We start from the raw sequence: 23,543 nt of genomic DNA on the forward strand, positions 1-23,543 counted from the left end.
ATAGAAATGATGTGGAGCCGGGTTTGTACCAGACCCGGCTCCATTCGTATAAAATGAAATGGGACGAGACATGAAGACCGAGATCATCAAATTTGCGGGCGACGTACCGGGCAATGCCATCGAACTGCGCGTGCTACGCTTTGCGGGCAAGGGCAGCGATGCGCCGACCGCTTATCTGCAATCCTCGCTGCACGGTTCGGAACTGCCGGGGCAGGCCGCACTTCATTTCCTCATCCCTATGCTCAAAAAGGCTGGCGAAGAAGGCCGCATTCTGGGCAACATCACCGTGGTGCCGCAGGCCAACCCGATTGGTTCAAACCAGTGGCAGACCTATCAGCATCAGGGCCGTTTCGAGATGTTCTCGGCGGTGAATTTCAATCGCGCATTCCCGCTTCTGCCCGATTTCGACACGTCGGAACTGCCCGGTCCCGATGCGCCGGAAGCGCTGGCCAAGCGCCTCAAGGCGACGCTTCTGAAACTCGCTCTGCCGAACGACATCGTGCTCGATCTGCATTGCGACGACGAGAGCGAAAACTATGTCTATATCGCGAATGATTTCGTGGAAGACATGAAGGATCTGGCGGTGGCGCTCAATTCCACGGCAATCCTTGCCTGGGACACCACAGCTGACGCTGCCTTCGAGGAAGCTTGCGCGCATCCCGTTCTGCAACTGCCGAAAGACAAGCGCAACATGAAGCGCCGCGCAGTGACCACGGTGGAATTCCGCGGCCTGACCGACGTTTATGCCGATATGGGCAAGGGCGACGGAGAAGGTCTCTATAAGTTCCTCGTGCATCGCGGCGTCATTCGCGACGAGAGCGTCAAGCTCGACCTCGACTATAAGGGCCTCATCTCGCCGCTCTCGAATGTCGAAATGGTCCGCGCGCCGCAAGGCGGCATGGTGTTCTTCCATGTCGAGCCGGGCGATGTGGTGGAAGCAGGCGCAAAGCTTGTCACGATCGTCACCGTGCCGGGCGAACCGGAACACGATATCGTCATGACCGCCCCGCAGGCCGGTCGCATCCTGACGCGTCGCTCGCTGCGCTATGTACGCCGGGGTGATGATCTTCTGAAACTGCTCGGCGCGAAGCCGTCTTCCGTCAAGAAGCGTGCAGGCGCACTCGAAGCATGAGTGCTACGCCCTTGGCCGATCGCCTGAAAGACATCCGTGCCGTTCTTTTCGACAAGGACGGCACGCTGATTGATTTCGACCGCACCTGGTTTTCAGTGTCGTGGACATTGGCGCAGCGCTCGGCCCAGCGCTTGGGAGAGGGCGGTGAGCAGCATGCTCGCTCCCTGCTCGATGCTGGCGGCTATGACTGGGCGGCAAAGCGTTTTCGCGCCAATTCGGTGATAGCGGCGGGCACGGTGGAAGATATCGTCTCGCTCTGGCATCCGGAGCTGGACAAGGCGGATTTGCGCAGTGTGATCGGTGAATATGACCGCTATGCGGTCGAGGAGGGCGCGCGTTCGGCAGTCGCCATCGAAAGCCTGCGTGAAACGCTGGAAGCACTGCGCGCCATGGGCTATCGGCTCGGCATTGCGACGAATGATTCCGAGGCGGGCGCCCATGCGACCGCCAAGGCGCTCGGCATCGAGGGCTTTTTCGACGTGATCATCGGCTATGACACGGCGGCACGACCAAAACCCTATCCCGATCCATTGCTGCATTTCGCGGAAAAGCTGGGGCTTCAGCCGCGTGAAATAGCCATGGTGGGGGATAATCTGCACGATCTCGAAACCGCCCATGCGGCGGATGCGGGGCTTGCGGTCGGCGTCCTGTCCGGCAACAGCCCGCGTGAAGCGCTGGAACCGCATGCCGATGTCGTGCTGGATTCCGTCGCCGGTCTGCCGGAACTGCTGAAGGTTAAGGGTTGAACCATTTCATTTTCTGATGCTGGCTTCAGAAGAATTCATCCCTGCGGCACTTGCGGACGCAGGGAGCTGCGATAGCATACCCTGATCACAACCTAGTCCGGGCGATGCCATGATCCTGATCGGCCAGTATGATTCTCCCTTCGTGCGGCGTGTCGCAATCGCCATGCGCCTCTACGGCCTGCCGTTCGAGCCTTGGCCATGGTCCACATTCGGCGACCGCGATCGGCTGGCCGAATATAATCCGCTCAGCCGGGTGCCGACCCTGCTTCTCGACGATGGCGATGTGCTGATCGAAAGTGCGGCGATACTCGATTATCTCGATGAGATTGCCGAAGTCAGAAAGCCACTGATCGCCGGGCACGGTTTAGAACGGCGTCAGGCGCTGAAGGTTTGCGCACTGGCCACCGGGCTTGCCGACAAGGCGGTGAGCCTTCTCTATGAGGGCCTTTTGCGCAGCGAACAGTCGCCGGTCTGGGTGGAGCGGTGCGAAATGCAGATTGGTCGCGTGCTGGATGGTCTGGAAAGTGATCTGGCGTTACGCGGTTCGCCGTTCTGGTTCGGCACCGATATCGGCCATGCGGATATAGCGGTCGCCTGCGCGCTGCGTTTTGTTGGCGAGGCCCATGCGCACCTGTTCGATGCGACGAAATATCCGGCGCTGGCAGGTCTGGCCGGGCGCTGCGAGGCTCTCGCACCCTTTCAGGAAATCGTGCAGCCGCTCGCCCCGCCATCGGCTTGATCGAAAGAAAAAAGCCGGGGTGAAAACCCCGGCTCTGATCCAATCAGATCAGCGCTCTAATCGCGCAATTCGCGGCGCAGGATTTTACCCACATTGCTCTTTGGCAGGCTTTCGCGGAATTCGATTTCGCGCGGGCGCTTGTAGTTGGTCAGCCGTTCGGCGCAGAAAGCCTTGACGTCATCGGCTGTCAGATTGGCATCACGGCGCACCACATAGAGCTTCACCACTTCACCGGAATGTTCATTGGGAACGCCGATGGCGGCCGATTCCACGATGCCCGGATGTTCCGCCGCCACTTCCTCGATTTCGTTCGGATAAACGTTGAAACCGGAGACGAGGATCATGTCCTTCTTGCGGTCGACGATCTTCGTATAGCCGCGTTCGTCCATGAAGCCCATGTCGCCGGTGCGGAAATAGCCGTCGGGCATGATGGCGCGCGATGTTTCGTCGGGCCGGTTCCAGTAGCCTTTCATGACCTGCGGGCCACGCACGCAGATTTCACCGACTTCGCCGAGCGGCAGATCATTGCCGTCATCATCGCGAATGGTGATGTCGGTTGATGGCATCGGCAGGCCGATCGTGCCGCTGAACTCGGTTGCGTCCAGCGCATTGGCGCTGGCGACCGGCGAGGTTTCCGAAAGCCCATAGCCTTCGGTGATCAGGCAGCCGGTCATTTCCTGCCAGCGTTCGGCCACGGGGCGTTGCACGGCCATGCCGCCGCCCAGCGTCAGGATCAGTGGCTTGAAATCCAGCGTTTTGAAATCGGGATTGTTCATCAGGCCGTTGAACAGCGTGTTGAGGCCGGGGAAGATGTGGAACGGATATTTCTTCAGTTCCTTGACGAAGCCCGGAATGTCACGCGGATTGGGGATCAGGATGTTGCGCGCGCCAAGCTTCATGCCCAGCATCGCATTCACCGTGAGCGCGAAGATGTGATAGAGCGGCAGCGCGCAGACATAGTTCAGCGCTTTTGGCTTGCCCTTGATGCGGAAGGCCACCTCAGTCCACACGCCCATCTGCTCGACATTGGCAAGAATGTTGCTGTGGGTGAGCATCGCGCCTTTGGAAATGCCGGTCGTGCCGCCGGTATATTGCAGGAAGGCAAGGTCCGATCCTTCGACGGGAACCGGATTGAAGGGCTTTGACTTGCCCTGTGCCAGAGCATCCTTGAAGCTGACATGCCCCGGAAGGTTCCAGGCCGGAACCATCTTCTTGACCTTGCGTACGACCAGATTGACGATGTGTCCCTTGAGGCCCAGCATGTCGCCCATGGACGCTACGATGAGGGTTGACAGCTTGACGGAGGGCAGGGTCTTTTCAACGGTTGCGGCGAAGTTCTCCAGCACGATCAGCGCCTTCGCGCCGGAATCGTTCAGCTGGTGCTCCAGTTCGCGCGGTGTATAGAGCGGATTGACATTGACCACGACAAAACCGGCACGCAGCACGGCGGCGATGGCGATCGGATATTGCAGCACGTTCGGCATCATGATGGCGACACGGTCGCCCTTGACCAGACCACGCGATTGCAGGAATGCCGCGAGCGCCCGCGCATTCTCATCGAGCGCCTTATAGGTCAGGTCCTTGCCCATGCAGGTGAAAGCAGGATTGGTGGGAAACTGGCGGCAGGCGGTGGTGATCATGTCGCCGATGGACATCGAGCGGTTGAGATCAATCTCGGCGGGAACACCAGCCGGATAGGATTGCAGCCAATACCGGTTCGGCTGTCCGGGTGCAGGATTGACCTGCTCCGTCGTGACGGCTTCGGTTGCGGATGCGCTTTGCCCTGTCGCTTTTTTTGCCATCTTTTCTCCCCGGATCGCTCCGTCCGTTGCATCGAGAGCGGTTTCAGCGAAGGCTGAATCGTCCTAACCGCTCAATCTATTTTTTGAGCACTATCCGACGCAAAACCGCTTCGCAGTTTTGCTGGAAATGCTCTGGCGGATCGCTCTCCGCCCTTCTCCCAAAGCTTACCCGTCCTCTCAGGTCGCTTCCTCAAGAATAATGTGGTCGAGTTTCCACATCTTCGCAAGGCTTACATTGACGTAAACGTAAAATATTAGCGTGTCGAGTCTTCCTGAAACACTTTAGCGACGGCTGGATCAGGACTGCCCATCCCTATCAAGAATACGGTCCGCTATGACGGAAATGGCGCGATCGAGAGCCAAAACGCGGTGTTTTGCACCTCTGGCGGGTCTCAACTGTTCCTTCGTAAAGACTGAATATGCGTCCTGACCGCCTTGCTGCCGCCGGTCACCAGATCGAAATTCTTTTCGCTGCGCAGCCATTCATTGAGCAGCCCGCTGACAATTGCGAGTAAGATCGGGGCTGCCGTACTGGCAGTCCATTCCGGAGAAAGTTCGCCGCGCCGCTCGGCCACATCCAGAAGGCCGGTGAAAAGCGACAGAACATTGTCGCGCGCTTCCTTGATGCGCTCCACCACCGGGGCCATTTCGCCCACATATTCGCAGCGCTGGTTGATGATGGTGAAAATCACCTGCTGGCGCTCATTCGTCACGAACAGTTCCAGCGCCGAAACAATGGACTGTTCGAGCACATGCAGCGGGTTGGGGTGATCAACGCTCGCCGCCTGGAGCATGATCTCTTCTTGCGGAAACCGGGCCTGACCGATGATGGCCTGAAAGATGTCGAGCTTGTCATGAAAGTGGAAATAGATTGCCCCGCGGGTCACGCCCGCATGGGATGCAATTTCCATGAGCGATGACTGATTAACTCCGCGTTCCAGAAACATCTGTTCGGCGGCTATCAGTATGGCTTCCCGCGTCTCGGCGGCTTCGGCTTTGGTTCGGCGCATATTTGTCTCAATCTGCCGGAAAAGACTGGATTTCCTTGCTTTTCCGCCGGTACCGTGGATAAATCATTCGTGATCTACCTTTGAGCTTATTGACTATAGCATCCCAAATCGTGTTTACAAACAGATATGTATGTTTAATTGGCCGCACCTAATGGGCAGCAAACCTAATGGGCATCTCTGGGGCGACAACAAGGGCAACACCCATCATGACCATCCATCGTTCTATCCGGCTTTTTGCGGCGGGAGCCGCTTTTCTTGTTTTTGCAGGGCAGCCTGTTTTTGCACAGGCACCGGCAGGCGCACCGCCTGCGCAGGTTGAGGTCGTGACCATCAGACCGCACGACGTGCCCGTTACCTATGAATATGCAGCGCGCATCAGCGCCTATCGCAATGTGCAGGTTCGCGCCCGCGTGGGCGGCATCCTGCTGCATCGTAATTTCGTTGAAGGCACCGAGGTGAAGGCCGGCGAAGTGCTGTTCGAAATCGATCCGGCGCCGTATCAGGCAGAGCTTGAACGAGCGCAGGCTCAGGTTGCTCAGGCTCAGGCGCAGTATCAGCAGTCCATCCGCGATGCCGAGCGTGCCGAGCAGCTGGTTCAGCAGAAGGTGCAGAGCGCGGCAGTTCGCGATTCCGCATTTGCGACCCGCGATCTGAACAAAGCCGCCGTTGCTGCGGCGCAGGCGCAGCTGCGCACTGCCGAACTCAATCTCAGCTATACCAAAGTGACCGCGCCGATCAGCGGCATCACCAGCCAGGAACAAGTGTCCGAAGGCAGCCTTATCGGCACCGATGCGACGTCGAGCCTGCTGACCTCGATCACGCAGCTCGATCCGGTCTATGTGAACTTCTCGTTCACCGATACGGAATCTGCCGAAATTCAGAAACTGCGCGCCGAACGCGGTGCGACGGGTGAGGATGCCGACCGTCTCAAGATCAAGATCCTGTTCGGCGACGGCCAGCCCTATGATCATGAAGGCACGATCGACTTCACCTCGTCGTCGCTCGATACGGAAACCGGAACGCTCGGCGCTCGCGCCGTGGTCCAGAACCCGGAACGCCGCCTGATCCCCGGTCAGTTCGTGCGCGCCGTCATTCTCGGCATCCAGGTGAAAAATGCCGTCACGATCCCGAAGGCCGCTTTGATGCAGGGTCCGCAGCTGCAATTCGTCTATGTCGTGAACAAGGACGATGTTGTGGAAGTGCGCCCGGTTACGGTTGCCCGCGAGCTGGACAATGAATGGCTGATCTCTGATGGCCTCAAGGAAGGTGACCGCGTTGTGACGGAAGGCGTCATCAAGGCGCATCCGGGCGCCAAGGTGCAACCTGTCGACGCTGCGGCGGCCGGCAACAAGGAAGCATCGTCGGCTGAAGCTGGCAAGGAACAGGCGGCAGGCAACAAATGAACAAGTTTTTCGTAGACCGCCCCGTTTTTGCGGCGGTCATATCCATTGTGCTTGTGCTTGCGGGGCTTATCTGCATCCGCATCCTGCCGATTGCACAATATCCGGAGCTGACGCCGCCGCAGGTGGTTGTCACCGCGACCTATCCGGGTGCAAGCGCGGAAACCGTGACCCAGACCGTCGCTGCTCCGCTGGAACAGCAGATCAACGGCGTCGAGAACATGCTTTATATGCAGTCCTCGAGCCTTGGCAGCGGCACCATGCAGCTGACCGTGACCTTTGCACTGGGCACCGACCCGGATCAGGCCACGATCAACGTGAACAACCGTGTTCAGCGCGCCACCACCTCGCTTCCGCAGGAAGTGCAGCGCCTCGGCGTGACCGTGGACAAGCGTTCCTCGTCCATTCTGGGCATGGTCGCCATGTTCGCGGAAGAAGGGCGCTATGACCGTACCTATGTCGGTAACTATGCGCTTTTGAACGTCATCGACGATCTCAAGCGTCTGTCGGGCGTGGGCGACGTGCAGCTGCTCGGCAATATCGACTATTCGATGCGTATCTGGCTGCGTCCGGACAAGCTGGCGCAGTATAATCTGACGCCATCTGATGTTCAGACCGCCATTCAGGAACAGAACGCGCAGTTTGCGGCGGGCCGCTTCGGCGATCAGCCTGATCCGCAGGCCGGTCCGTTCACCTATACGGCGACGACGCAAGGCCGTCTGCCCGATACCAAGGCGTTCGAAAACATCATTCTGCGGTCCAGCCCCAATGCGGCGACGCTGCGTCTGAAAGACGTCGCGCGCGTCGAACTGGGCACGGAAAGCTATTTCGTCGACAGTAATCTCAATGGAACGCCTGCCGTTCCGATTGCGATCTATCTGCAGCCGGGCGCCAACGCACTCAACACGATGGAACTCATCCAGAATCGTATGGATGAACTGAAGATGAGCTTCCCGGCGGGCATCGACTATTCGATCCCGTTCGACACGACCAAGTTCATCAAGGTCTCGGTCGAGGAAGTGATCCACACCTTCATCGAGGCTATCATCCTCGTCGTCCTGGTGGTGTTCATCTTCCTGCAGAACTGGCGCGCAACACTCATTCCCGTCATCGCGGTGCCGATCTCGATCATCGGTACTTTTGCGGGCATGTATGTGTTGGGCTTCTCGATCAACCTTCTGACATTGTTCGGTCTGGTTCTCGCCATTGGTATCGTCGTGGACGATGCTATCGTGGTGCTGGAAAACGTCGAACGTATCATGACGACCGAGAAACTGTCGCCGCGCAAGGCCGCCATCAAGGCCATGAGCGAAGTGACCGGTCCGGTTATCGCGATTGTTCTCGTGCTCTGCGCGGTGTTCATTCCGGTGGCTTTCATGGGCGGTCTCGTCGGTGAAATGTACAAGCAGTTCGCCGTCACCATCGCGATTTCGGTGGTGCTGTCCGGTACTGTGGCGTTGACGCTGACACCGGCGCTCTGCGCGCTGATCCTGAAGCCGGGGCATCACGAGCCGATCCTGCCGTTCCGCATCTTCAACCGGTTTTTCGACCGGGTGACGGCAGGCTATACGGCGGGCGTTCGCTTCTTCCTGAAGCGCGTTGCCGTTGGCCTTCTGATTTTTGCAGGCCTTTTGGGCAGCACCTATTTTCTGTTCCAGAAGGTTCCAAGTTCCCTTCTGCCGGATGAAGATCAGGGCTTCCTGTTCAGTGTCGCGATCCTGCCTCCCGCGGCTTCGCTGGAACGCACGACGGCCGTGCTCAATCAGGCGAGCGAGAATATTCGCAAGCATCCGGCCGTGGAAAACGTGTTTGCCGTTTCCGGCTTCGACCTCCTGTCGGGCGGTTTGAAGACCAGTGCGGGTACCATGTTCATCATGCTCAAGGACTGGAAGGAGCGCACGACGCCGGATCTCGACGCGCGTAACCTGCCGGGCGTCATCATGGGCATGAATGCGGGGATCAAGGACGGCCTTGTGCTGGCCTTCAACCCGCCGCCGATCCTTGGCCTCAGCACGACCGGCGGTTTCGAACTTTATGTTCAGGACCGCACCGGCGGTGGTGTGGAATCGCTGACCAATGCGACGAAGCTGCTCACCGATGCAGCCGCCAAGCGGCCCGAGCTTTCGGGCGTGCGCACGACGTTCGATCCGAATGTTCCGCAGTACGATATCCAGCTTGACCGCGAGAAGGCCAAGGCGATGGGTGTGCCGATCAATTCGGTATTCACCGCCATGCAGGCGACTTTCGGCAGTGTCTATGTCAACGACTTCACGCTGTTCGGTCGAAACTATCAGGTCAATCTGCAATCCGAGGCGGAATTCCGCCGCGATCCGAGCGATCTAAAACATGTGTTCGTGCGCGCCGACTCCGGCAGCATGATCCCGCTCAGCGCGCTGGTGACCGTCAAGCGTATCGTCGGTCCCGACCAGCTCGAACGTTTCAACGCGTTCAATGCTGCGAAGGTCACCGGCAATCCGGCTCCGGGCTACACGTCGGGCGATGCCATCAAGGCGATGCAGGAAGTGGCTGCCGAAGTGCTGCCGCAGGGCTTCCAGATTGCATGGACCGGTTCCGCCTATCAGGAAGTCACGACCAGCGGCACCGGCTCGCAAGCCATGATCTTCGGTCTGTTGATGGTGTTCCTCATTCTGGCTGCCCAGTATGAGCGCTGGAGCTTGCCGCTTGCGGTTATCACGGCGGTGCCTTTCGCGATCTTCGGTGCGCTTTTGGCAACCCATCTGCGCGGACTGACCAATGACGTGTATTTCCAGATCGGTCTGGTGACACTCATCGGTCTTGCGGCAAAGAACGCGATTCTGATCGTGGAATTTGCCGTGCTGGAACGCGAGACAGGCAAATCCGCCTTTGACGCGGCCTTGTCGGCAGCACGTCTGCGCTTCCGCCCGATTGTGATGACCTCGCTGGCCTTCATTCTCGGCGTGGTGCCGCTGGCAATCAGCTCGGGCGCAGGCTCGGCCAGCCGTCACTCCATCGGTACCGGCGTTATCGGCGGTATGCTCGTGGCAACCTTTGTTGCAACGCTCTTCATCCCGATGTTCTACAGCATCATTGCGCGCAGGCCGCCGAAGCGGCCGGAGGATGAGGATGATGCAATCGAGCAGACGCCTTCGGCACATGATGCGCCAAATGGCTCGGGCGGCGGCCTTTAGTCGCCACTTAAAACAAAAAAGCAAAAGCCCCGCTTATCCGGCGGGGCTTTTCGTTTGCTGAAAATCTTGTTTCACGAACATCCTCACCGGGATGTCCTGATTGGCTCGACAATCACATGCCACAGCAGATGCCGGTCTCCTCAAACCGGAATTCTTGCCGGATACCAATCAGTGCAGCAGCGAGCCGATGCTTTGGAACAGTGCCCAGCCGAGAAATGCAGCTGGTACGGACAGTGCCGCCAGCATGATCCCCAGAAAGACATACGCCGCTTCATTCGGCGAGCGTTTGGTTTGTTCCGGAGCTTTGTGCCATTGTGCAGGAACGCCATCAAACATCGTATAAATCCTCCTTCTCCCCATGCCAGATTAGGGATCGAGGGCTTATTTCTTCAAGTCAAAATAAATCGATGTATTTTAACCTATGTTTGTGGTAAAAGCGGCGCGTAACTGCTTGATATCGGTCATTTTATCGACCTGATCCGCACCAAAATCCACACAAAGTGCTTGATAGTAAACATTTTTACTTTATTGCTGTAAGTATTGTTATATCCGAAGTTTCAAAAATTTCTGAAATCTGAAATCAATCAGCGCATGATCTGCGTCAAAATGGCACGCATTTGTGAACGACGATTTGTTGCGGCTGGCGTGCCCATAGGAGCCTCAGTCGAGCGGCGGGTGTTCCGCTTGAGTCGTTTCAGTTGGGTCGCAGCGGACTTCAGTAAAAGCTTGTCGGAAAATAGCGCAGATAAAGCTCGTTCAGGACACCCTTTTGCTGCAAGGCTTGCAGGGCATTGTTGATGGCGCTGGCGATGGCGGCATCCTCGCGGGTGACGGCGATGCTGAGGCCGGTTCCGAGATATTGCGGCGCGAGATAGGGGCCATCGGTAAAAGCGCAGCAATTGCCGCTTTCGGCATCGTTGAGCCAGAAGGACAGCGCCATGCCGTCATCGAACACGCTGTCGAGCTTGCCGCCCTTGAGGTCAGCCAGCATCGCGGTCCGGTCTGGATAGGGCTTTGCCTGCGCCTGCGGGAAATAGCTTTTGTGAAGCTGTTCATGCGCCGTGCCGGCAATGACGCCAACCGACTTGCCGCGCGTGGCGAGCGAAGCGGGTTGCGTAAAGCTCTTGCTGTTCTGGGTCGCAAAACGGGCAGGCAGCCGCATATAGCTTCGCGAAAAGACGAAATCCTTCCGCCGCTCTTCCGTGGGCTGCCAGCCGCCGATAATCGCTTCCGCATCGCCTTTCAGCACGCGGTCTTCCAGCTCATTCCACGGCACTGCCTCGATCTGGCAAATATCCTCGATGCCCAGCTGGCGGCAGAGCGCTTTGGCCAGATCGACATTATAGCCGGAAAGCTGGCCCTGATTGTTGAGCATGTTGAAGGGCGGAAAATCCACCGTGGTGATGAAACGAAGCCGCGTCAGCCTCTGCAACGACGGCAAAGGCAGGCGTTCTTTCTGATTGAGAAAATCCGGAGCAGCCGGAGCCGTCTGGGCGAATGCGGTCGGGCTTGCCACGAGCGTGGCGGCCAAGATCATCAAGCTTGAAAGACAGCGTTTCATTGGCAGGCTTCCTATCAGCTCCGGCATAATTTCGCGTTAACGCACAACTTGCAAGAGTTGCATGTTGGTAATGCCCGCAAAATATAGGTTGCATTTTTACAGTAATCTTTTACTTTCATTTTTACAATAAAAAGCGAAATGAAATGCAGTAATATACAAATATATTCTATAATTAGGATATAATAAAACAAAAATCGCTGATCTATATTTATATAGTGATATTTATCCAACGTCGGGGGGCGTTATGAATAATGGATCGAGTGGCTTCGATCTGGAGATATGCGGCGCCATATCTGCCAGATTGCAGCGGCGTGGCATTGCGCGCTCCTTGCTTGTCGGGGCTTATGGCGAAGCAGTGCGCAATGGGACCACATTTTGCGCCGAGCTTGTCCAACAGCCGGGCGTCGGCGAAATCGCAGTTTTCGAAGCGATAGCTGACCTTCTGGGGCTGGATTTTACCCGGGAGCTGCTGCCATCGCGCGTGTTCATCTCTGATGAAGACGCCTTGCACAGTGTCAACGATATTGCGCAGGTCACGACCATCGGGCCTGACGGCACGACATATCTCTATATTGCGCCGACAGAACCCCGGATCAGGAGCCTGCTTGAGCATGTGCGCGCCAATCCAACCCTGCGCAGTCGCATCCGCATCTGCACGCCCGCGCTTTTGCGGCAGATATTGCGTCGGCGGTATCGCACGCGGTTGATTGATCGTGCCCGGCAGATGACACCGCAATCGCTTTCAGCGTCACGTGTTCTGCATAGTTGGCAGGCCTTTGGCATCGCGATGGCGCTTTATCTGCTGGTCGCGGCCATCATCAACTGGCCTTTGCAGACATTTCTGACAATGCATGTCCTGATGTCGCTGTTTTTCTTCGGTTGCGTTTTGATCCGGCTGTTTGCCGTGACAACGGGCGGTCGTCTGCGTTTAGTGGACGTCTTGCCGCTGAAAAAGCGGGATTTGCCGGTCTATTCCGTTCTTGTTCCCCTCTATCGGGAAAAGGAAGTGATCGGCCAACTGGTGGAAGTCCTTAGCGGGATCAATTGGCCGCCCAGCAAGCTGGAAATCAAGCTCGTCTGCGAGGAAGACGATTTTGAAACGCGTGACGCGATTGATCGTCAGCATCTGCCTGCAAATTTCGAGGTCATTCCCGTGCCGCCAGGTGGCCCGCGCACCAAACCAAATGCGCTGAACTATGCGCTTCAATTCGTGCGCGGCGAAATTGTTGCGGTTTTTGATGCCGAGGATCGCCCGCATCCCGACCAGTTGCGCGAAGCGTGGCAGTCCTTCACGCGGGATGGCGGTAAGCTTGCCTGCGTGCAGGCGCCGCTGATCATCGGTAATTTCCGGCACAATCTTCTGACACGCATGTTCGCCTTCGAGTATTCGGCGCTGTTTCGCGGGCTTCTGCCCTGGCTTGCCGGGCAGGGGTTGGTCATTCCGCTAGGTGGTACCTCCAATCATTTTCGCCGGTCATGCCTGGAAGAAGTCGGCGGTTGGGATGCTTTCAACGTAACCGAAGATGCCGATCTCGGCATTCGTCTGGCGCGTTATGGATATTAGCATCGGCACGATCAGTCGCGGCACAATCGAGGATGCGCCGGAGGATTACGATGTCTGGCGCAAGCAGCGCACGCGTTGGATCAAGGGCTGGATTCAGACTTGGCTGGTGCATGCCCGCGACCCTTACACGGCCTTACGCCAGCTTGGCGGCTGGCGCTTTGCCATCAACCAGATCTACACGCTCGGTATCATCAGTTCAGCGCTGCTGCATCCGATCATGCTGGTGACGCTGGCCGTCTTGATGTTGAAACTGGTCCTGCAGCCACTGACGCCAAGCAGCCTCGGGCTGCTGATGCTGGATGTGGTGAATATTCTGCTGGCCTATCTCAGCTTCCATCTTCTTGGCGCCAAAACCATGGAGCCGACAGAGCGTGGCGGTTATGCCTATCTGCCGGGAATACCGATCTACTGGGTGCTGATTTCGCTCTCGGCCTGGCGGGCATTATGGCAGCTGGTGCGCAAACCACATCTCTGGGAGAAGACCCCGCACAGGCCGAGTATTTTTTACTTGGGTGTCGATGACTGCGTGATGAATGCAGAACCACGACCGATAATGGACTGATCTTCGGGGCCGATGGCGTCGAGATCGCGGCCGTCATAGGGCAGGGTCAAAAGGATGCGCCGGATGGCCGCCAGTCGGGCGCGTCGCTTGTCGTTGGAGCGCACGATGGTCCATGGTGCATAGCCGCTGTCGGTCCGCTCCAGCATGGTGTGGAGCGCTGCGGAATAATCACCCCAGCGCGAAATACCGGCCACATCCATAGGTGAGAATTTCCAGCTCTTGAGCGCGCTGTGGCGGCGCTCATGGAAGCGCTTCAGCTGCATTTCCTGACCGATATCGAGCCAGAATTTGAACAGGTGAATGCCGTCGGTCACGATCATGCGCTCGAAATCCGGCGTTTCCGTCAGGAAGATTTCCAGCTGGGCCGGTGTGCAGAAACCCATCACCGCTTCAACGCCAGCCCGGTTATACCAGGAGCGGTCGAAGGTGACGAATTCGCCTGCTGTAGGAAAATGGGCGACATAACGCTGGAAGTACCACTGGCCGCTTTCGGTCGGGGTTGGCTTTGGCAGGGCCACGTTGCGCGCAGTACGCGGGTTCATGAATTCGCGGATCGTAAAGATCGTCCCGCCCTTGCCAGCCGCGTCGCGCCCTTCAAAGACGCTGATGACGCGCCCACCGGTCGATTGCAGCCAGTATTGCAGCTTTACGAGTTCGATTTGCAGGCGCTCGAGGGTCGCCTCATATTCATCGCTCTTCATCTTGGACGAATAGGGGTATCCGCCCGACTGCAGCGCCTGATCATCAATCCAGTTGGGAAGCTTGGGATCGTTGATATCGAACTTGCGTGTCTCCCCGTCGAGCTTCAACTTGATCGGCTTTTCGATGGCTGGGGTATCGCTTTTTTTATCGTTCTTTTTGTTAGCTGTCTTCGAACTGTCACCCACGGCAATTCCCTTTCGTTTATATCAATCCATGATATGGGCATATGAGAAGCTTCGTAAAGACGCCGACGCTGATTTCGACGAAGGCATTGGGTTGTCGTCACACGTGTTCTGGTCGGGAAACCGGTTTTCCGGCTCTGGCATCAGGTTTGACGAATGGCATAAGAGCCTAGTGGATTGAATTTGACGTTTGAATCCCCGCAGACACATAGGCTGTTTCAAACGTCAAATTCGAAAAACCCACTAGATACATATAGTTGCTAGTGGTCTTTTCGATTCCAACATTTGCTCAGCGCTTGAAGCCCAGGGATGCAAATGTTGGAATCAGACCACTAGTCTAAGGAATAGACAATGAGTGAAGACAACCGCCGTACCGATGATGCCGAGACCGCCCCGGAGGCGCGCGCTCCGGAATCGTCGATCTTTGCCCCGCTCGGGCGGGTGAAGGGCGTTCTCATCGTCAGCATGGTTCTGGCGGTTTGTGTCATGGCTCTGGAATTGCCGTTCTGGTTCCGGGCGGTTCTGCTGGCGCTGGTCGTGCTGGGGGCGGTCTGGGTTGCCAATGAAGTCGGCAGCGGCGAGCCCGATGCCGACCCGGTCAAGGATGACGACCAAAGCGAGATGGCCGGTGTGTCCGGCGAGCGGCTGGCCGATCTCCTCACCGATCCGATGATTGTCTTCGACCATGGCGGCACGGTGCTGTTCGCCAATGCGGCGGCGCTGGAGGCCTTTCAGTCTCTTGAAGGCGGCACGGCGCTCTATCTACGCTTCCGCGCGCCAGAAATGCACGCGCTCATTCAAGGCGTTATTGCTGATGGCGAGCCGCGCAGCATCGAATATTTCGAGCGCGTGCCAATCGACCGCTGGTACAAGGCCATGGTCAAGGCGCTGCCGGATGCGGAAGGGCGGCCCGAGCTGTTCGTGCTTATCTTCCGCGATCAGAGTGAAACGCGCCGTATCGACCGCATGCGGTCCGACTTCATCGCTAATGCCAGCCATGAATTGCGCACGCCGCTTGCCTCGTTGCGCGGCTTCATCGAAACCTTGCAGGGGCCAGCGCGCAACGACGTCGCGGCGCGCGACCGTTTTCTCGATATCATGCAGAAACAGGCCGAGCGCATGTCGCGCCTGATTGACGATTTGCTGTCGCTGTCCCGGTTGGAAATGCGGGCGCATCTGGCGGTCAATGAAAGCGTGGACCTGACGTCTATCCTCAACCATGTCGCCGATACGCTGAACCCGCTCGCCGCCAATCTCGACGTGGTGATCGAGCGCAATCTGCCCGATCATCCGCTGCTGGTGACCGGCGCCCGTGACGAGTTGATTCAGGTGTTCCAGAACCTCGTCGAAAATGCCTGCAAATACGGGCAGGCGGGCAAGAAGGTCATCGTCAAGCTGGAGGCGGATGAAACCGGCAGTGCGCCGGAAGTCGTGGCTTCGGTGCAGGATTTCGGACCGGGTATCTCGACCGAACATCTACCGCGCCTGACCGAGCGGTTCTATCGCATCGATGTGGAAACCAGCCGGGCCCAGAAGGGCACCGGGCTGGGGCTTGCCATCGTGAAGCATATTCTGGCGCGCCATCGCGGTCGTCTGGTGGTGCGCTCGCAGCTTGGCGAAGGCTCCACCTTCATGGTGCGCCTGCCGAAGCGCGAAGGCTGAGCAATTAGCGCATCCCGAAAAATGTGAAACGGTTTTCGGAACAAGATGCGCGCTCTAACGCGAGAGGCGGCGCAGAAGCTCCCATTTCAGCGGGCGGAGCCGCTTGTAAAGGCGGGTAGTACGCAGGCCGTCGATGGTCTGCTGATATGCAAGCGCGATCCTGCCGCGCAGGGTGCGGGCAACCACATAATCGCGCATCGGGACTTCGCGGTCTGCGAAATCGTGCTTCCAGGGTTCATTGCCGAAGCCGAGATCGAAGCATTCGTAATCATCGGCTTTCAGGGCTTCGATCAGCCGTACCATCAGCACTTTGCCGGGCGAATATTTGTTCCAGATACCGTCTTCGAAGGTGGTGATCATCGCGCAATAATGCCGCTTGCGCGTCACGCTCCACATGGTGGCGACGACCGCGTCATCCATTGTCAGAACGGAGAAGTGCAGGGCATTCACGGCGGCCAGAGGCTCGGTCACCATTTCGAAGAAGCGGCGCTTTTCGGGATGGGTCTCGAAACCGGGGACTTTTGTGTCCTCAAAACGCTTCTGCTTTTGTTGCAGCATGGTTTCAAGAAAGGTCGCCCGCTCCTGCGCATCGCGCGTGACCAGAAAGCGATACCGCCCGGCGCGGCGCAATGCCTTTGCGCGCTTGGCAATGGTGCTGTAGCCGTGGATCGACTGCTCGATCTCCGGCATGGGTCGTTCAAGCGTGATCCAGTGCGTGCCCGCCGAACAGTCGCGATTGGACAGGCCCCAGAAGGGATTGGGCCGACCTTCGACTTCCTGCGGCATCTTTTCAAAAGCCACCATATCGAAGGGCGGCAGGGCCGCAAAAATCTGCTTCAAAAGCGCTTCGGCGCCAGCGACATCCCAATGCGGCGCGTTTTCGAAGAGAATCGGTGCGTTGTAATCGGAAACACCGTCATCCACGAAGGACAGAATGCGCGCGCCATAGCGCTGCATGATGCAAAACGGGACAAACAGGACAGGCTGCTGGTTCTGGTCACGGACTTCAATCAGGCAAAGCTGAGCTTTATGCGCTGCGCCATAACTTGCTTCCCAGGCGCGCAGAAAGGTTCTGGACTGAAAGACATAAAGCGCGCAGCCGCTGCTGTCATTCGCGTCGGGCCAGTCGTTGGATAGATCGTCGACGCGACTATGCACTTTGATTTCAAAATTGGCACTCGACATCAGCAGCCTTGAATTATCTATTTGTTTGCCGGTTTAAAAGCTTATCGCTCACGATGAACTGGCGATTCGCCATTGGCATAGCGGTGTTTAGTTTATTTGAAACTAAACGGAACTATGAAATGCTGGAAAACATACGCAGGTGTTGAAACATTTCCAGCAATGCTGTGAAACGATATTGCATTAGAAAATGCGTAAACACAAAGAGCGAGAGCAGTTATAAGGATTCAACAGTTGTTGAAGACAATGCGCTCTTCAAGTGATGACTGTCGATAATCAACCGGGAGCAGGCAAGGCGGGTAATGTCAGTTTCGATTATCATCAAGACTTTGAACGAAGAGCAGCGCATCGCCGCAGCGATCGAGAGCGCCCTTGCGGCTTTGCCTGACGGACAGGTCGAAGTCATCGTTTCTGATAGCGGCTCGACGGATCGTACGGTGGAAATCGCCAGCGCTTATCCGGTGCGGGTGGTGCAGATCGAAGCGCCCGTACGGGCAAGCTGTGGTCTTGGGCCGCAACTGGGCTTTCAATATTCCACACAGCCTTTCATCTGCCTGATCGACGGCGACATGATCATCGAGCCGGACTTTATTCCCGCTGCCCTGCAATACATGGCCGAGCACCCGGAAACCGGCGGCGTGACCGGGCATGTGGTGGACCAGATTCTGGAAAGCCTTGAATTTCAGCGGCGCGCGCGCAGGCAGACGCCGGAAAAGCAGGCCGGTAATATCGACCGGATGAATGGCGGCGGTCTCTATCGCCGTGCGGCCATCGAGCAGGCGGGCTATTTCTCCGACCGCAATCTGCACGGCCATGAAGAGTTCGATGCGGGCGTGCGCCTGCGCACCCATGGCTGGAAGCTACACCGTCTCGACCGGCCCTTCGTACAGCATTTCGGCTATTCGATGAATGCCTACAAGCTTTTGACGCGCCGCTGGAAAAGCAAGTATCTGCGTGGCACCGGCGAAGTGCTGCGCGCGGCGGTTGGCCAGCCGCACTGGCAAAATGTTATAAAGGAACTGCCGGAATTGCGCCTCTGGGGCGCGGTCTATGTCTGGTGGCTGGTGGTGATCGCCGCACTTTTGCTGGGTTTCGTCACGCCCTGGGCGCTGGTCGCGGCGCTTGTCTTCGCGCTGTTGCCGTTTGTGCTGATGTCGATCCGCGAGCGCAGCGTTTCGCTCGGCGTCTATGCGGTTGTGGCTTGGATTTTCCATGCGGCTGCCATGCCGCTTGGCTTCTTCCAGCCGCGCCGAAAGCCGCAGGACTGGATCGAAAGCCGGGTCTTGAATGAAATCCCGAAAGAGACCCCAAAAGGGACCTCATGAGAAAGCTGCTTGCCGCTCTTCTCATCTGTGTTGCCGGTCTTGGCGCCCTTGCGTTCTGGCCGGAAAGGACTGTTGCGGAAGAGTGGATGCCGGTCAAAGAAACCCGGCTGGAAATGACGCCGGGCAGTCCGCTCGACTTCTCGTCCTTTCTGCCCAATTCCGCGATTGATGAGCAAAGCCGCATTGCGGCCAATGCCGCAGGGCGTCTCGTCCGGGCGGCAAAGCCGGATGAGCCTCAGCGCCTGTTCTGCGCGTCGCTCTCCTGGCGATTGCCGTCAGCAGGCAAGATCGACCACGCCTTCATCGACCGCTATGTGCAGCAGCTTCGTCTGCATGGCTACAATATTGCGCGGCTGCATTTTCTCGATACGGATCTGATGCTCAATCGCGACGGGGATTTCAACTTCGATCCCGAAGCATTGGACCGCATTCGTTATCTGATGGCCGCCTTGAAACGCGAAGGTATCTACTGGACCATCGACGGACTGACGGCGGAAAGCGGTGCGCTCGGCGGCAGGGATATGAACCGCTGGGGACCGGAAGGCAATCTGAAGCGCCGCATCTATGTGGATGACGCAGCCTTCGAGCACTGGCTGCGGTTTCAAAAAGAAGTCTACGCGACGGTCAATCCCTATACGGGACTGGCCCCGTTGCAGGACCCGGCACTGGCGCTGATCATTCCGTTCAATGAGAATGGTATCGAATTCACCAGTTTCCTGCATGGCAAGCAAGCAACTGGCCCGTTCTGGCCGGGTTTTGCTCCAGCGTTCAATGCGTTTTTGAAAAAACGTTATACCGACACGGCTGCACTTTCACGGGCCTGGGGCGGTCTTGCTGCAGAGGAAAACCTCGAAGCGGGAACAGTGCAATTGCCGCAGAGCCGTTCCGGCGGTGGCGCGCGGCTGCATGATTTTCAGGCCTTTGTCGTCGAACGGGAGCAAGCACTGGCCGCACGGCTCGAGGCCGCTTATCGAACGCTTGGTTATAAGGGGCTGATCGCACCCTATAATAATTGGTTCACGGTTCAGACTTCGCTGTCACGCATGCCGCAACAGGCCATCAGCGCCAATACCTATCATGACTGGACCGGCTCGATGGAACCCGGAACGACGATGAAGCAGAACAGCTCCATCGCCGATGCCGCCTCCTATGTCAGCGAGCTGGCCGCTGGCCGCTGGATCGGTCGGCCGTTCTTCGTCACCGAATACGAACATCTGTTCTGGAACCGTTATCGTTATGAAGCGGGGCTGGTTTTCCCGGCCTATGCCGCCTTGCAGGGCTGGGATGGTATTTGCCGCCACGGGCAGGGGCCGATCACGCTTGCCTTTGACGAGGCGGAACCGCTTCGTCAGCGCATCGTGCCCTACACATTCGCGGTCGATCCGGTGGCGCGTGCGGGCGAAACGCTTGCCTCGCTCCTGTTCCGGCGCGGCGATGTCAAAACGGCGTCCTTCGCCGTTCCCTTTATGATGCAAGGCGAAACCAGCCTTGGCGATTCGCTTGAAACGCGAGAGCCGGAGAGGTTGAAAACTCTGGCGCTGGTCGGTGGTATCGGCTTGTTCGCCTCGGGTTTGCAGTGGCCGGAAACCACGGCCAAAGGCATTGAGATCAATTATCGCAATGTCGCGCTCGACAATGTTCTGGGGCGTTTGAAACAGGCGGGTCTGTTGCCGGAGGACAATGCGACCGATCCCTATCGCGGCATCTTCGCCAGCGCGACCGGCGAAATCCTGCTGGAACGGGACCGCACTCGTATGCGGGTTGTGACGCCGCAGACCGAAGCACTGGCCTTCGCCGATCTGAAGGATAGTCTGACGCTTGGGCAATTGACGCTTGGTCATGCCGAAGAGCGCGGCCTTGTCTCCGTATCGGCGCTCGATACGCAACCCTTGGCAACCAGCGAGAAGATGCTGGTGATTTTCGCGACCGATGCCCGCAATACAGGCATGCGCTTTCGCGACGATGCGCAAAAGGTGATCGAGGATTGGGGGCGTTTGCCGGTGACATTGCTGCGCAACCGCGTCGATTTCCGGCTTGCAGGTGCTGCTTCGGCTTGGAAATTGTCCGCCATCGGTCTCGACGGCAAGCTTCATGCGCCTGTCGCCACCGGCGATGGGCCGGTGGAATTTCGTCTCGATAACGGCGCGGGCGCTGATGGGCCGACGACCTTCTTCCTGCTGGAGCGTCAGTTCAGCCGGTAGTCTTTTGGATCAGACAGCTATTGGAAGTCGGTAACCAGCCTGCTCCAGCTTTCGCCTGCAAGTCCGCCGATGAAGATATCGTTGTGGCTCAGCGCATTCACCACGCCGGGATTGGCTGTCACCACGCAGACATTGGCCTTCAGGCGGAAGAACATGACCGATTGCTGCGAGAGCGCGCCGAGAAAATGCGGATCGGCGCGGCCCTGCGCCGCGATATGGCCGGCCTCCTGCAAATGCGACAGCATGACCTCGGCAACGGCCTGCTCGCGGGTCTTGAGAGCCAGAATGCTGAGCACCTCGGCCATCCCGTTTGCCCGGGCGTAATAGCAGAAGAATCCGACCGGCTCGTCGCCCTTGCCGGAAACCGAACAGAAGCGGAGTTCGCCTGCAGCGCGGTTATCTCTGGCGAGGTTCAGCACCCAGTGCAGATCCTGCTCCGTCCATGCGGGGTAGGCGTCATAGGTCGGCAGAAACTGGCGGATCAGGCCGATAGCTTCGCTCTGATCGATCTCGCGCACGGTCAGTTTGCCATTGGTGGAGTTGCGCAGTTTGGGCAGCGGAACCAGTGAATCCAAAAGCTTGCCGACTTTTGCGGCAGGCCAGCCGCGCAACGCTGCACGGCGCTCGGCAACAAACTGGGCCACATAACTCGCACCACGGAAAATCCGCGTCCATGCCAGACCATGGGTGTCGAGCGTGATGCCGCCAACTGCGCTGAAATGGCGCATGCTGACGGGTGCTGCACTATCGCTGAATGAGAAGTCATTGGGACGCGAGCGCAGTGTGAGCGTCAGTTCGGCTGCACCGCGCGGCGAGCCGCCGGGGCGCATCATATAGGCGCAGAGCAGCCTTCCCATGACGATCTTGCCGTCGACATGATAGGGGATGGGCAACACGCAAAGCGTGCTGTCGATCTCGCCCTTGCTGTCTTCATGCACGATGCTGCACAGATCGGCATCGTAATAAGGGTTTTCGAAGAAAACATGCCGGAAATACTGGTCGAAACTCTCGCTGTGAGAGGTCGATTTGGGACGAAAAACCTCGGTAAACAGTTCGCGTACAGCCGGTATGTCATCGACACGCATCGGGCGAACCCGCTGTGTCTTTGTCTCCGCGACAGATATGCTCCCCACTTTGACCTGCCCCTCTGCCCGGGCGGACCGGGCTTAGACTTGAACCTCTTTCCTTGCAGCTGCTTCGCGGCTTCTTTTGACGAGATAGAAGACGCAGCACCACGAAGCCAACACGATACATATTTCAATAAAGTAAATTGCGGTGAAAGTGCCGGTGATCGGCGCATACCAGGTGGCTGCCGCCAGAAGCGGCGCACCCAGAATATTGCCGACATTCAGCACCGCAGTACGATAGGTGTGCTGGCTGGCCGCGCCGAGCAAATCCACCGCAATCGACCAGAGCGCGACGAAGATCGTGATCCAGCACAACGTGCGGCAGAAAGCGATCAGCGTCGTGTATTCCTTGCCGAATAAGAGTGGGAGATAGGGCGCGGCGATGAAGATGACCAGTGAGGTCAGCGTTCCGATCAAAAGCGAAGCCCCGAGCAGGCGCAGCGTGATCGGCAAGGCATGGTGAATGCCGTTGGCGCTGGCTTGCGACAGACGCGGATAGACGAGACGGTTCATCGCATCGATGGTCAGCATGCTGCTGTCGACGATACGGCGTGTCACGCCATAGCTACCGACGATGCTGGGCGCGACGAGCGCGCCGAGGATGAGCAAATCGGCATTCTGGCGGACGGCGCGGAAGATGAATTGCGAGGCGAACATGATGCCGAGGCGGATTTCTTCCCGCACGATGCGATATTGCGGCGCGCCGAGCCTGCGGAGAAACCATGCATAGGCGACGAGCACCAGCACATGGCAGCCAAACTGCCAGTAGGCCCATTCAACGACGCTCGAGATATTGAAGATCAGGCAGGCGACCACGGCTGCGATGGTGCGCGCCACGGCAAAGCCGACCACCGAGAGGTTTGCGGAAACGAAGTCGGTATGGGCGATATAGATCTGTTCGACGAGAAGAATGGCGCGCACAAGCACGATATTGGTGACGAGCAGAAGGAACATGCCGAGATAATTGCTGGCGAATTCCGGGACGGATTCAAGCCAGAACGGCAAAAGGATCATGCCGAGGATCACAAGCACGATGCCGCTTGTCACGATCAGGATGATATTGTGCCCGAGCATGGCGGGGTAGATGTCGGGGGTTTGCGCCACGCGCCGCACGAGGCATTCAGCGCCGCCAAGCCCGCAAATGTAGTTTGCGATGGCCGTGATTGCCATCACAGTCACGAAAAGCCCGAACTCATGCGATCCCAGATAGCGTGCCAGAATGGCAAAAGTCAGCAGCTGCGCGACATTGGCTGCGAAGAGACTGCCGCTCGATGCGGCGTAGGACAACAATGTGGGCCAGTAGCGTTTTAACATTTCATACTGCGAACTTAACAGAGTGTTTTGAATGGCATTATCTGTCGGTGCCAGTGGATTGAAGCTGACGTTTGAATCCCGGCTGGCACATAGGCTGTTTCAAACGTCAAATTCGTAAAATCCACTAGATAGATACACGAGCGAGTGGTCTTTTTGATTCCA

The 23,543-nt window shown here is 57.8% G+C and carries 16 protein-coding genes and 1 pseudogene; 9 read left to right on the forward strand and 8 right to left on the reverse strand.

Annotated features, from left to right (window positions below; all coding sequences use genetic code 11):
* Positions 1-70: 70 nt before the first annotated feature.
* The 3 genes from ACTJKP_RS02745 to ACTJKP_RS02755 all read left to right on the forward strand — a co-directional run bounded on the left by ACTJKP_RS02745 (position 71) and on the right by ACTJKP_RS02755 (position 2,617).
* Positions 71-1,132 (forward strand): peptidase M14, encoded by a 1,062-nt coding sequence (locus ACTJKP_RS02745; RefSeq protein WP_440629593.1) that lies wholly within the window; start codon positions 71-73, stop codon positions 1,130-1,132.
* Positions 1,129-1,878, forward strand: a complete 750-nt coding sequence (locus ACTJKP_RS02750) for an HAD family hydrolase (protein WP_440629594.1) — start codon at positions 1,129-1,131, stop codon at positions 1,876-1,878. Before ACTJKP_RS02745 ends, ACTJKP_RS02750 begins: the two co-directional genes overlap by 4 nt.
* Positions 1,879-1,987: 109 nt before the next feature.
* Positions 1,988-2,617 (forward strand): glutathione S-transferase family protein, encoded by a 630-nt coding sequence (locus ACTJKP_RS02755; protein WP_440629595.1) that lies wholly within the window; start codon positions 1,988-1,990, stop codon positions 2,615-2,617.
* 56 nt (positions 2,618-2,673) lie between these two features.
* Here ACTJKP_RS02755 and ACTJKP_RS02760 read toward each other — a convergent pair whose 3' ends face one another.
* Together ACTJKP_RS02760 and ACTJKP_RS02765 are read right to left on the reverse strand one after the other, a co-directional pair.
* Positions 2,674-4,419, reverse strand: a complete 1,746-nt coding sequence (locus tag ACTJKP_RS02760; protein WP_440629596.1) for a long-chain fatty acid--CoA ligase — start codon at positions 4,417-4,419, stop codon at positions 2,674-2,676.
* Positions 4,420-4,811: 392 nt separating this feature from the next.
* Entirely contained in the window at positions 4,812-5,429 is a 618-nt protein-coding gene (locus ACTJKP_RS02765; protein WP_440629597.1) for a TetR family transcriptional regulator, read from the reverse strand.
* 206 nt (positions 5,430-5,635) lie between these two features.
* Between ACTJKP_RS02765 and ACTJKP_RS02770 the strand changes: the two genes are divergently transcribed.
* Positions 5,636-6,832 carry an efflux RND transporter periplasmic adaptor subunit gene (locus ACTJKP_RS02770; protein ID WP_078337894.1) on the forward strand — a complete coding sequence of 399 codons (1,197 nt, stop codon included), beginning with the start codon at positions 5,636-5,638 and terminating at the stop codon, positions 6,830-6,832.
* Positions 6,829-9,999 (forward strand): efflux RND transporter permease subunit, encoded by a 3,171-nt coding sequence (locus ACTJKP_RS02775; protein WP_440629598.1) that lies wholly within the window; start codon positions 6,829-6,831, stop codon positions 9,997-9,999. The genes ACTJKP_RS02770 and ACTJKP_RS02775 overlap by 4 nt, the downstream gene beginning before the upstream one ends.
* A gap of 168 nt (positions 10,000-10,167) precedes the next feature.
* On the opposite strand, the gene ACTJKP_RS02780 is transcribed toward ACTJKP_RS02775, so the two are convergent.
* Positions 10,168-10,335 (reverse strand): hypothetical protein, encoded by a 168-nt coding sequence (locus tag ACTJKP_RS02780; RefSeq protein WP_171058783.1) that lies wholly within the window; start codon positions 10,333-10,335, stop codon positions 10,168-10,170.
* 379 nt (positions 10,336-10,714) lie between these two features.
* Positions 10,715-11,560, reverse strand: a complete 846-nt coding sequence (locus ACTJKP_RS02785) for a transporter substrate-binding domain-containing protein (RefSeq protein ID WP_440629599.1) — start codon at positions 11,558-11,560, stop codon at positions 10,715-10,717.
* A 244-nt stretch (positions 11,561-11,804) separates the two neighbouring features.
* Here ACTJKP_RS02785 and ACTJKP_RS02790 point away from each other — a divergent pair.
* A pseudogene (locus ACTJKP_RS02790) lies at positions 11,805-13,686 on the forward strand (glycosyltransferase family 2 protein).
* Here ACTJKP_RS02790 and ppk2 read toward each other — a convergent pair.
* A complete protein-coding gene (gene ppk2 / locus ACTJKP_RS02795; RefSeq protein WP_440629600.1) occupies positions 13,629-14,573 on the reverse strand; it encodes a polyphosphate kinase 2 in 945 nt (314 codons plus the stop codon). The pseudogene ACTJKP_RS02790 and the gene ppk2 overlap by 58 nt on opposite strands.
* Before the next feature lie 348 nt (positions 14,574-14,921).
* Here ppk2 and ACTJKP_RS02800 point away from each other — a divergent pair, with 348 nt between their 5' ends.
* The gene (locus ACTJKP_RS02800) at positions 14,922-16,232 is read left to right on the forward strand and encodes an ATP-binding protein (protein WP_078337899.1); all 1,311 of its coding nucleotides are present in this window, start codon (positions 14,922-14,924) and stop codon (positions 16,230-16,232) included.
* Positions 16,233-16,286: 54 nt separating this feature from the next.
* Here the strand turns inward: ACTJKP_RS02800 and ACTJKP_RS02805 are convergent, their stop codons facing one another.
* Entirely contained in the window at positions 16,287-17,390 is a 1,104-nt protein-coding gene (locus ACTJKP_RS02805) for a GNAT family N-acetyltransferase (RefSeq protein WP_440629601.1), read from the reverse strand.
* Between the two features lie 326 nt (positions 17,391-17,716).
* Here ACTJKP_RS02805 and ACTJKP_RS02810 point away from each other — a divergent pair, with 326 nt between their 5' ends.
* Positions 17,717-18,739: a glycosyltransferase gene (locus ACTJKP_RS02810; protein ID WP_440629602.1), complete on the forward strand. Its 1,023-nt coding sequence runs from the start codon at positions 17,717-17,719 to the stop codon at positions 18,737-18,739.
* Complete coding sequence (locus ACTJKP_RS02815; protein WP_440629603.1) at positions 18,736-20,940, forward strand: glycoside hydrolase; 2,205 nt, start codon at positions 18,736-18,738, stop codon at positions 20,938-20,940. Before ACTJKP_RS02810 ends, ACTJKP_RS02815 begins: the two co-directional genes overlap by 4 nt.
* A gap of 17 nt (positions 20,941-20,957) precedes the next feature.
* Here the strand turns inward: ACTJKP_RS02815 and ACTJKP_RS02820 are convergent, their stop codons facing one another.
* Together ACTJKP_RS02820 and ACTJKP_RS02825 are read right to left on the reverse strand one after the other, a co-directional pair.
* Positions 20,958-22,025, reverse strand: a complete 1,068-nt coding sequence (locus ACTJKP_RS02820; RefSeq protein ID WP_440629604.1) for a hypothetical protein — start codon at positions 22,023-22,025, stop codon at positions 20,958-20,960.
* Positions 22,026-22,106: 81 nt separating this feature from the next.
* Complete coding sequence (locus ACTJKP_RS02825) at positions 22,107-23,381, reverse strand: lipopolysaccharide biosynthesis protein (protein WP_440629605.1); 1,275 nt, start codon at positions 23,379-23,381, stop codon at positions 22,107-22,109.
* Positions 23,382-23,543 lie beyond the last annotated feature (162 nt).

The sequence above is a fragment of the Brucella sp. 22210 genome, from assembly GCF_052045675.1.
GTDB lineage: Bacteria > Pseudomonadota > Alphaproteobacteria > Rhizobiales > Rhizobiaceae > Brucella.

What these genes read in the sequence shown, in the direction of transcription:
- ACTJKP_RS02745 (WP_440629593.1), top strand. Translation starts at nt 71, where the DNA reads ATGAAGACCGAGATCATCAAATTTGCGGGCGACGTACCGGGCAATGCC.
- ACTJKP_RS02750 (WP_440629594.1), top strand. Translation starts at nt 1,129, where the DNA reads ATGAGTGCTACGCCCTTGGCCGATCGCCTGAAAGACATCCGTGCCGTT.
- ACTJKP_RS02755 (WP_440629595.1), top strand. Translation starts at nt 1,988, where the DNA reads ATGATCCTGATCGGCCAGTATGATTCTCCCTTCGTGCGGCGTGTCGCA.
- ACTJKP_RS02760 (WP_440629596.1), bottom strand. Translation starts at nt 4,419, where the DNA reads ATGGCAAAAAAAGCGACAGGGCAAAGCGCATCCGCAACCGAAGCCGTC.
- ACTJKP_RS02765 (WP_440629597.1), bottom strand. Translation starts at nt 5,429, where the DNA reads ATGCGCCGAACCAAAGCCGAAGCCGCCGAGACGCGGGAAGCCATACTG.
- ACTJKP_RS02770 (WP_078337894.1), top strand. Translation starts at nt 5,636, where the DNA reads ATGACCATCCATCGTTCTATCCGGCTTTTTGCGGCGGGAGCCGCTTTT.
- ACTJKP_RS02775 (WP_440629598.1), top strand. Translation starts at nt 6,829, where the DNA reads ATGAACAAGTTTTTCGTAGACCGCCCCGTTTTTGCGGCGGTCATATCC.
- ACTJKP_RS02780 (WP_171058783.1), bottom strand. Translation starts at nt 10,335, where the DNA reads ATGTTTGATGGCGTTCCTGCACAATGGCACAAAGCTCCGGAACAAACC.
- ACTJKP_RS02785 (WP_440629599.1), bottom strand. Translation starts at nt 11,560, where the DNA reads ATGAAACGCTGTCTTTCAAGCTTGATGATCTTGGCCGCCACGCTCGTG.
- ACTJKP_RS02800 (WP_078337899.1), top strand. Translation starts at nt 14,922, where the DNA reads ATGAGTGAAGACAACCGCCGTACCGATGATGCCGAGACCGCCCCGGAG.
- ACTJKP_RS02810 (WP_440629602.1), top strand. Translation starts at nt 17,717, where the DNA reads ATGTCAGTTTCGATTATCATCAAGACTTTGAACGAAGAGCAGCGCATC.
- ACTJKP_RS02815 (WP_440629603.1), top strand. Translation starts at nt 18,736, where the DNA reads ATGAGAAAGCTGCTTGCCGCTCTTCTCATCTGTGTTGCCGGTCTTGGC.
- ACTJKP_RS02820 (WP_440629604.1), bottom strand. Translation starts at nt 22,025, where the DNA reads ATGCGTGTCGATGACATACCGGCTGTACGCGAACTGTTTACCGAGGTT.
- ACTJKP_RS02825 (WP_440629605.1), bottom strand. Translation starts at nt 23,381, where the DNA reads ATGTTAAAACGCTACTGGCCCACATTGTTGTCCTACGCCGCATCGAGC.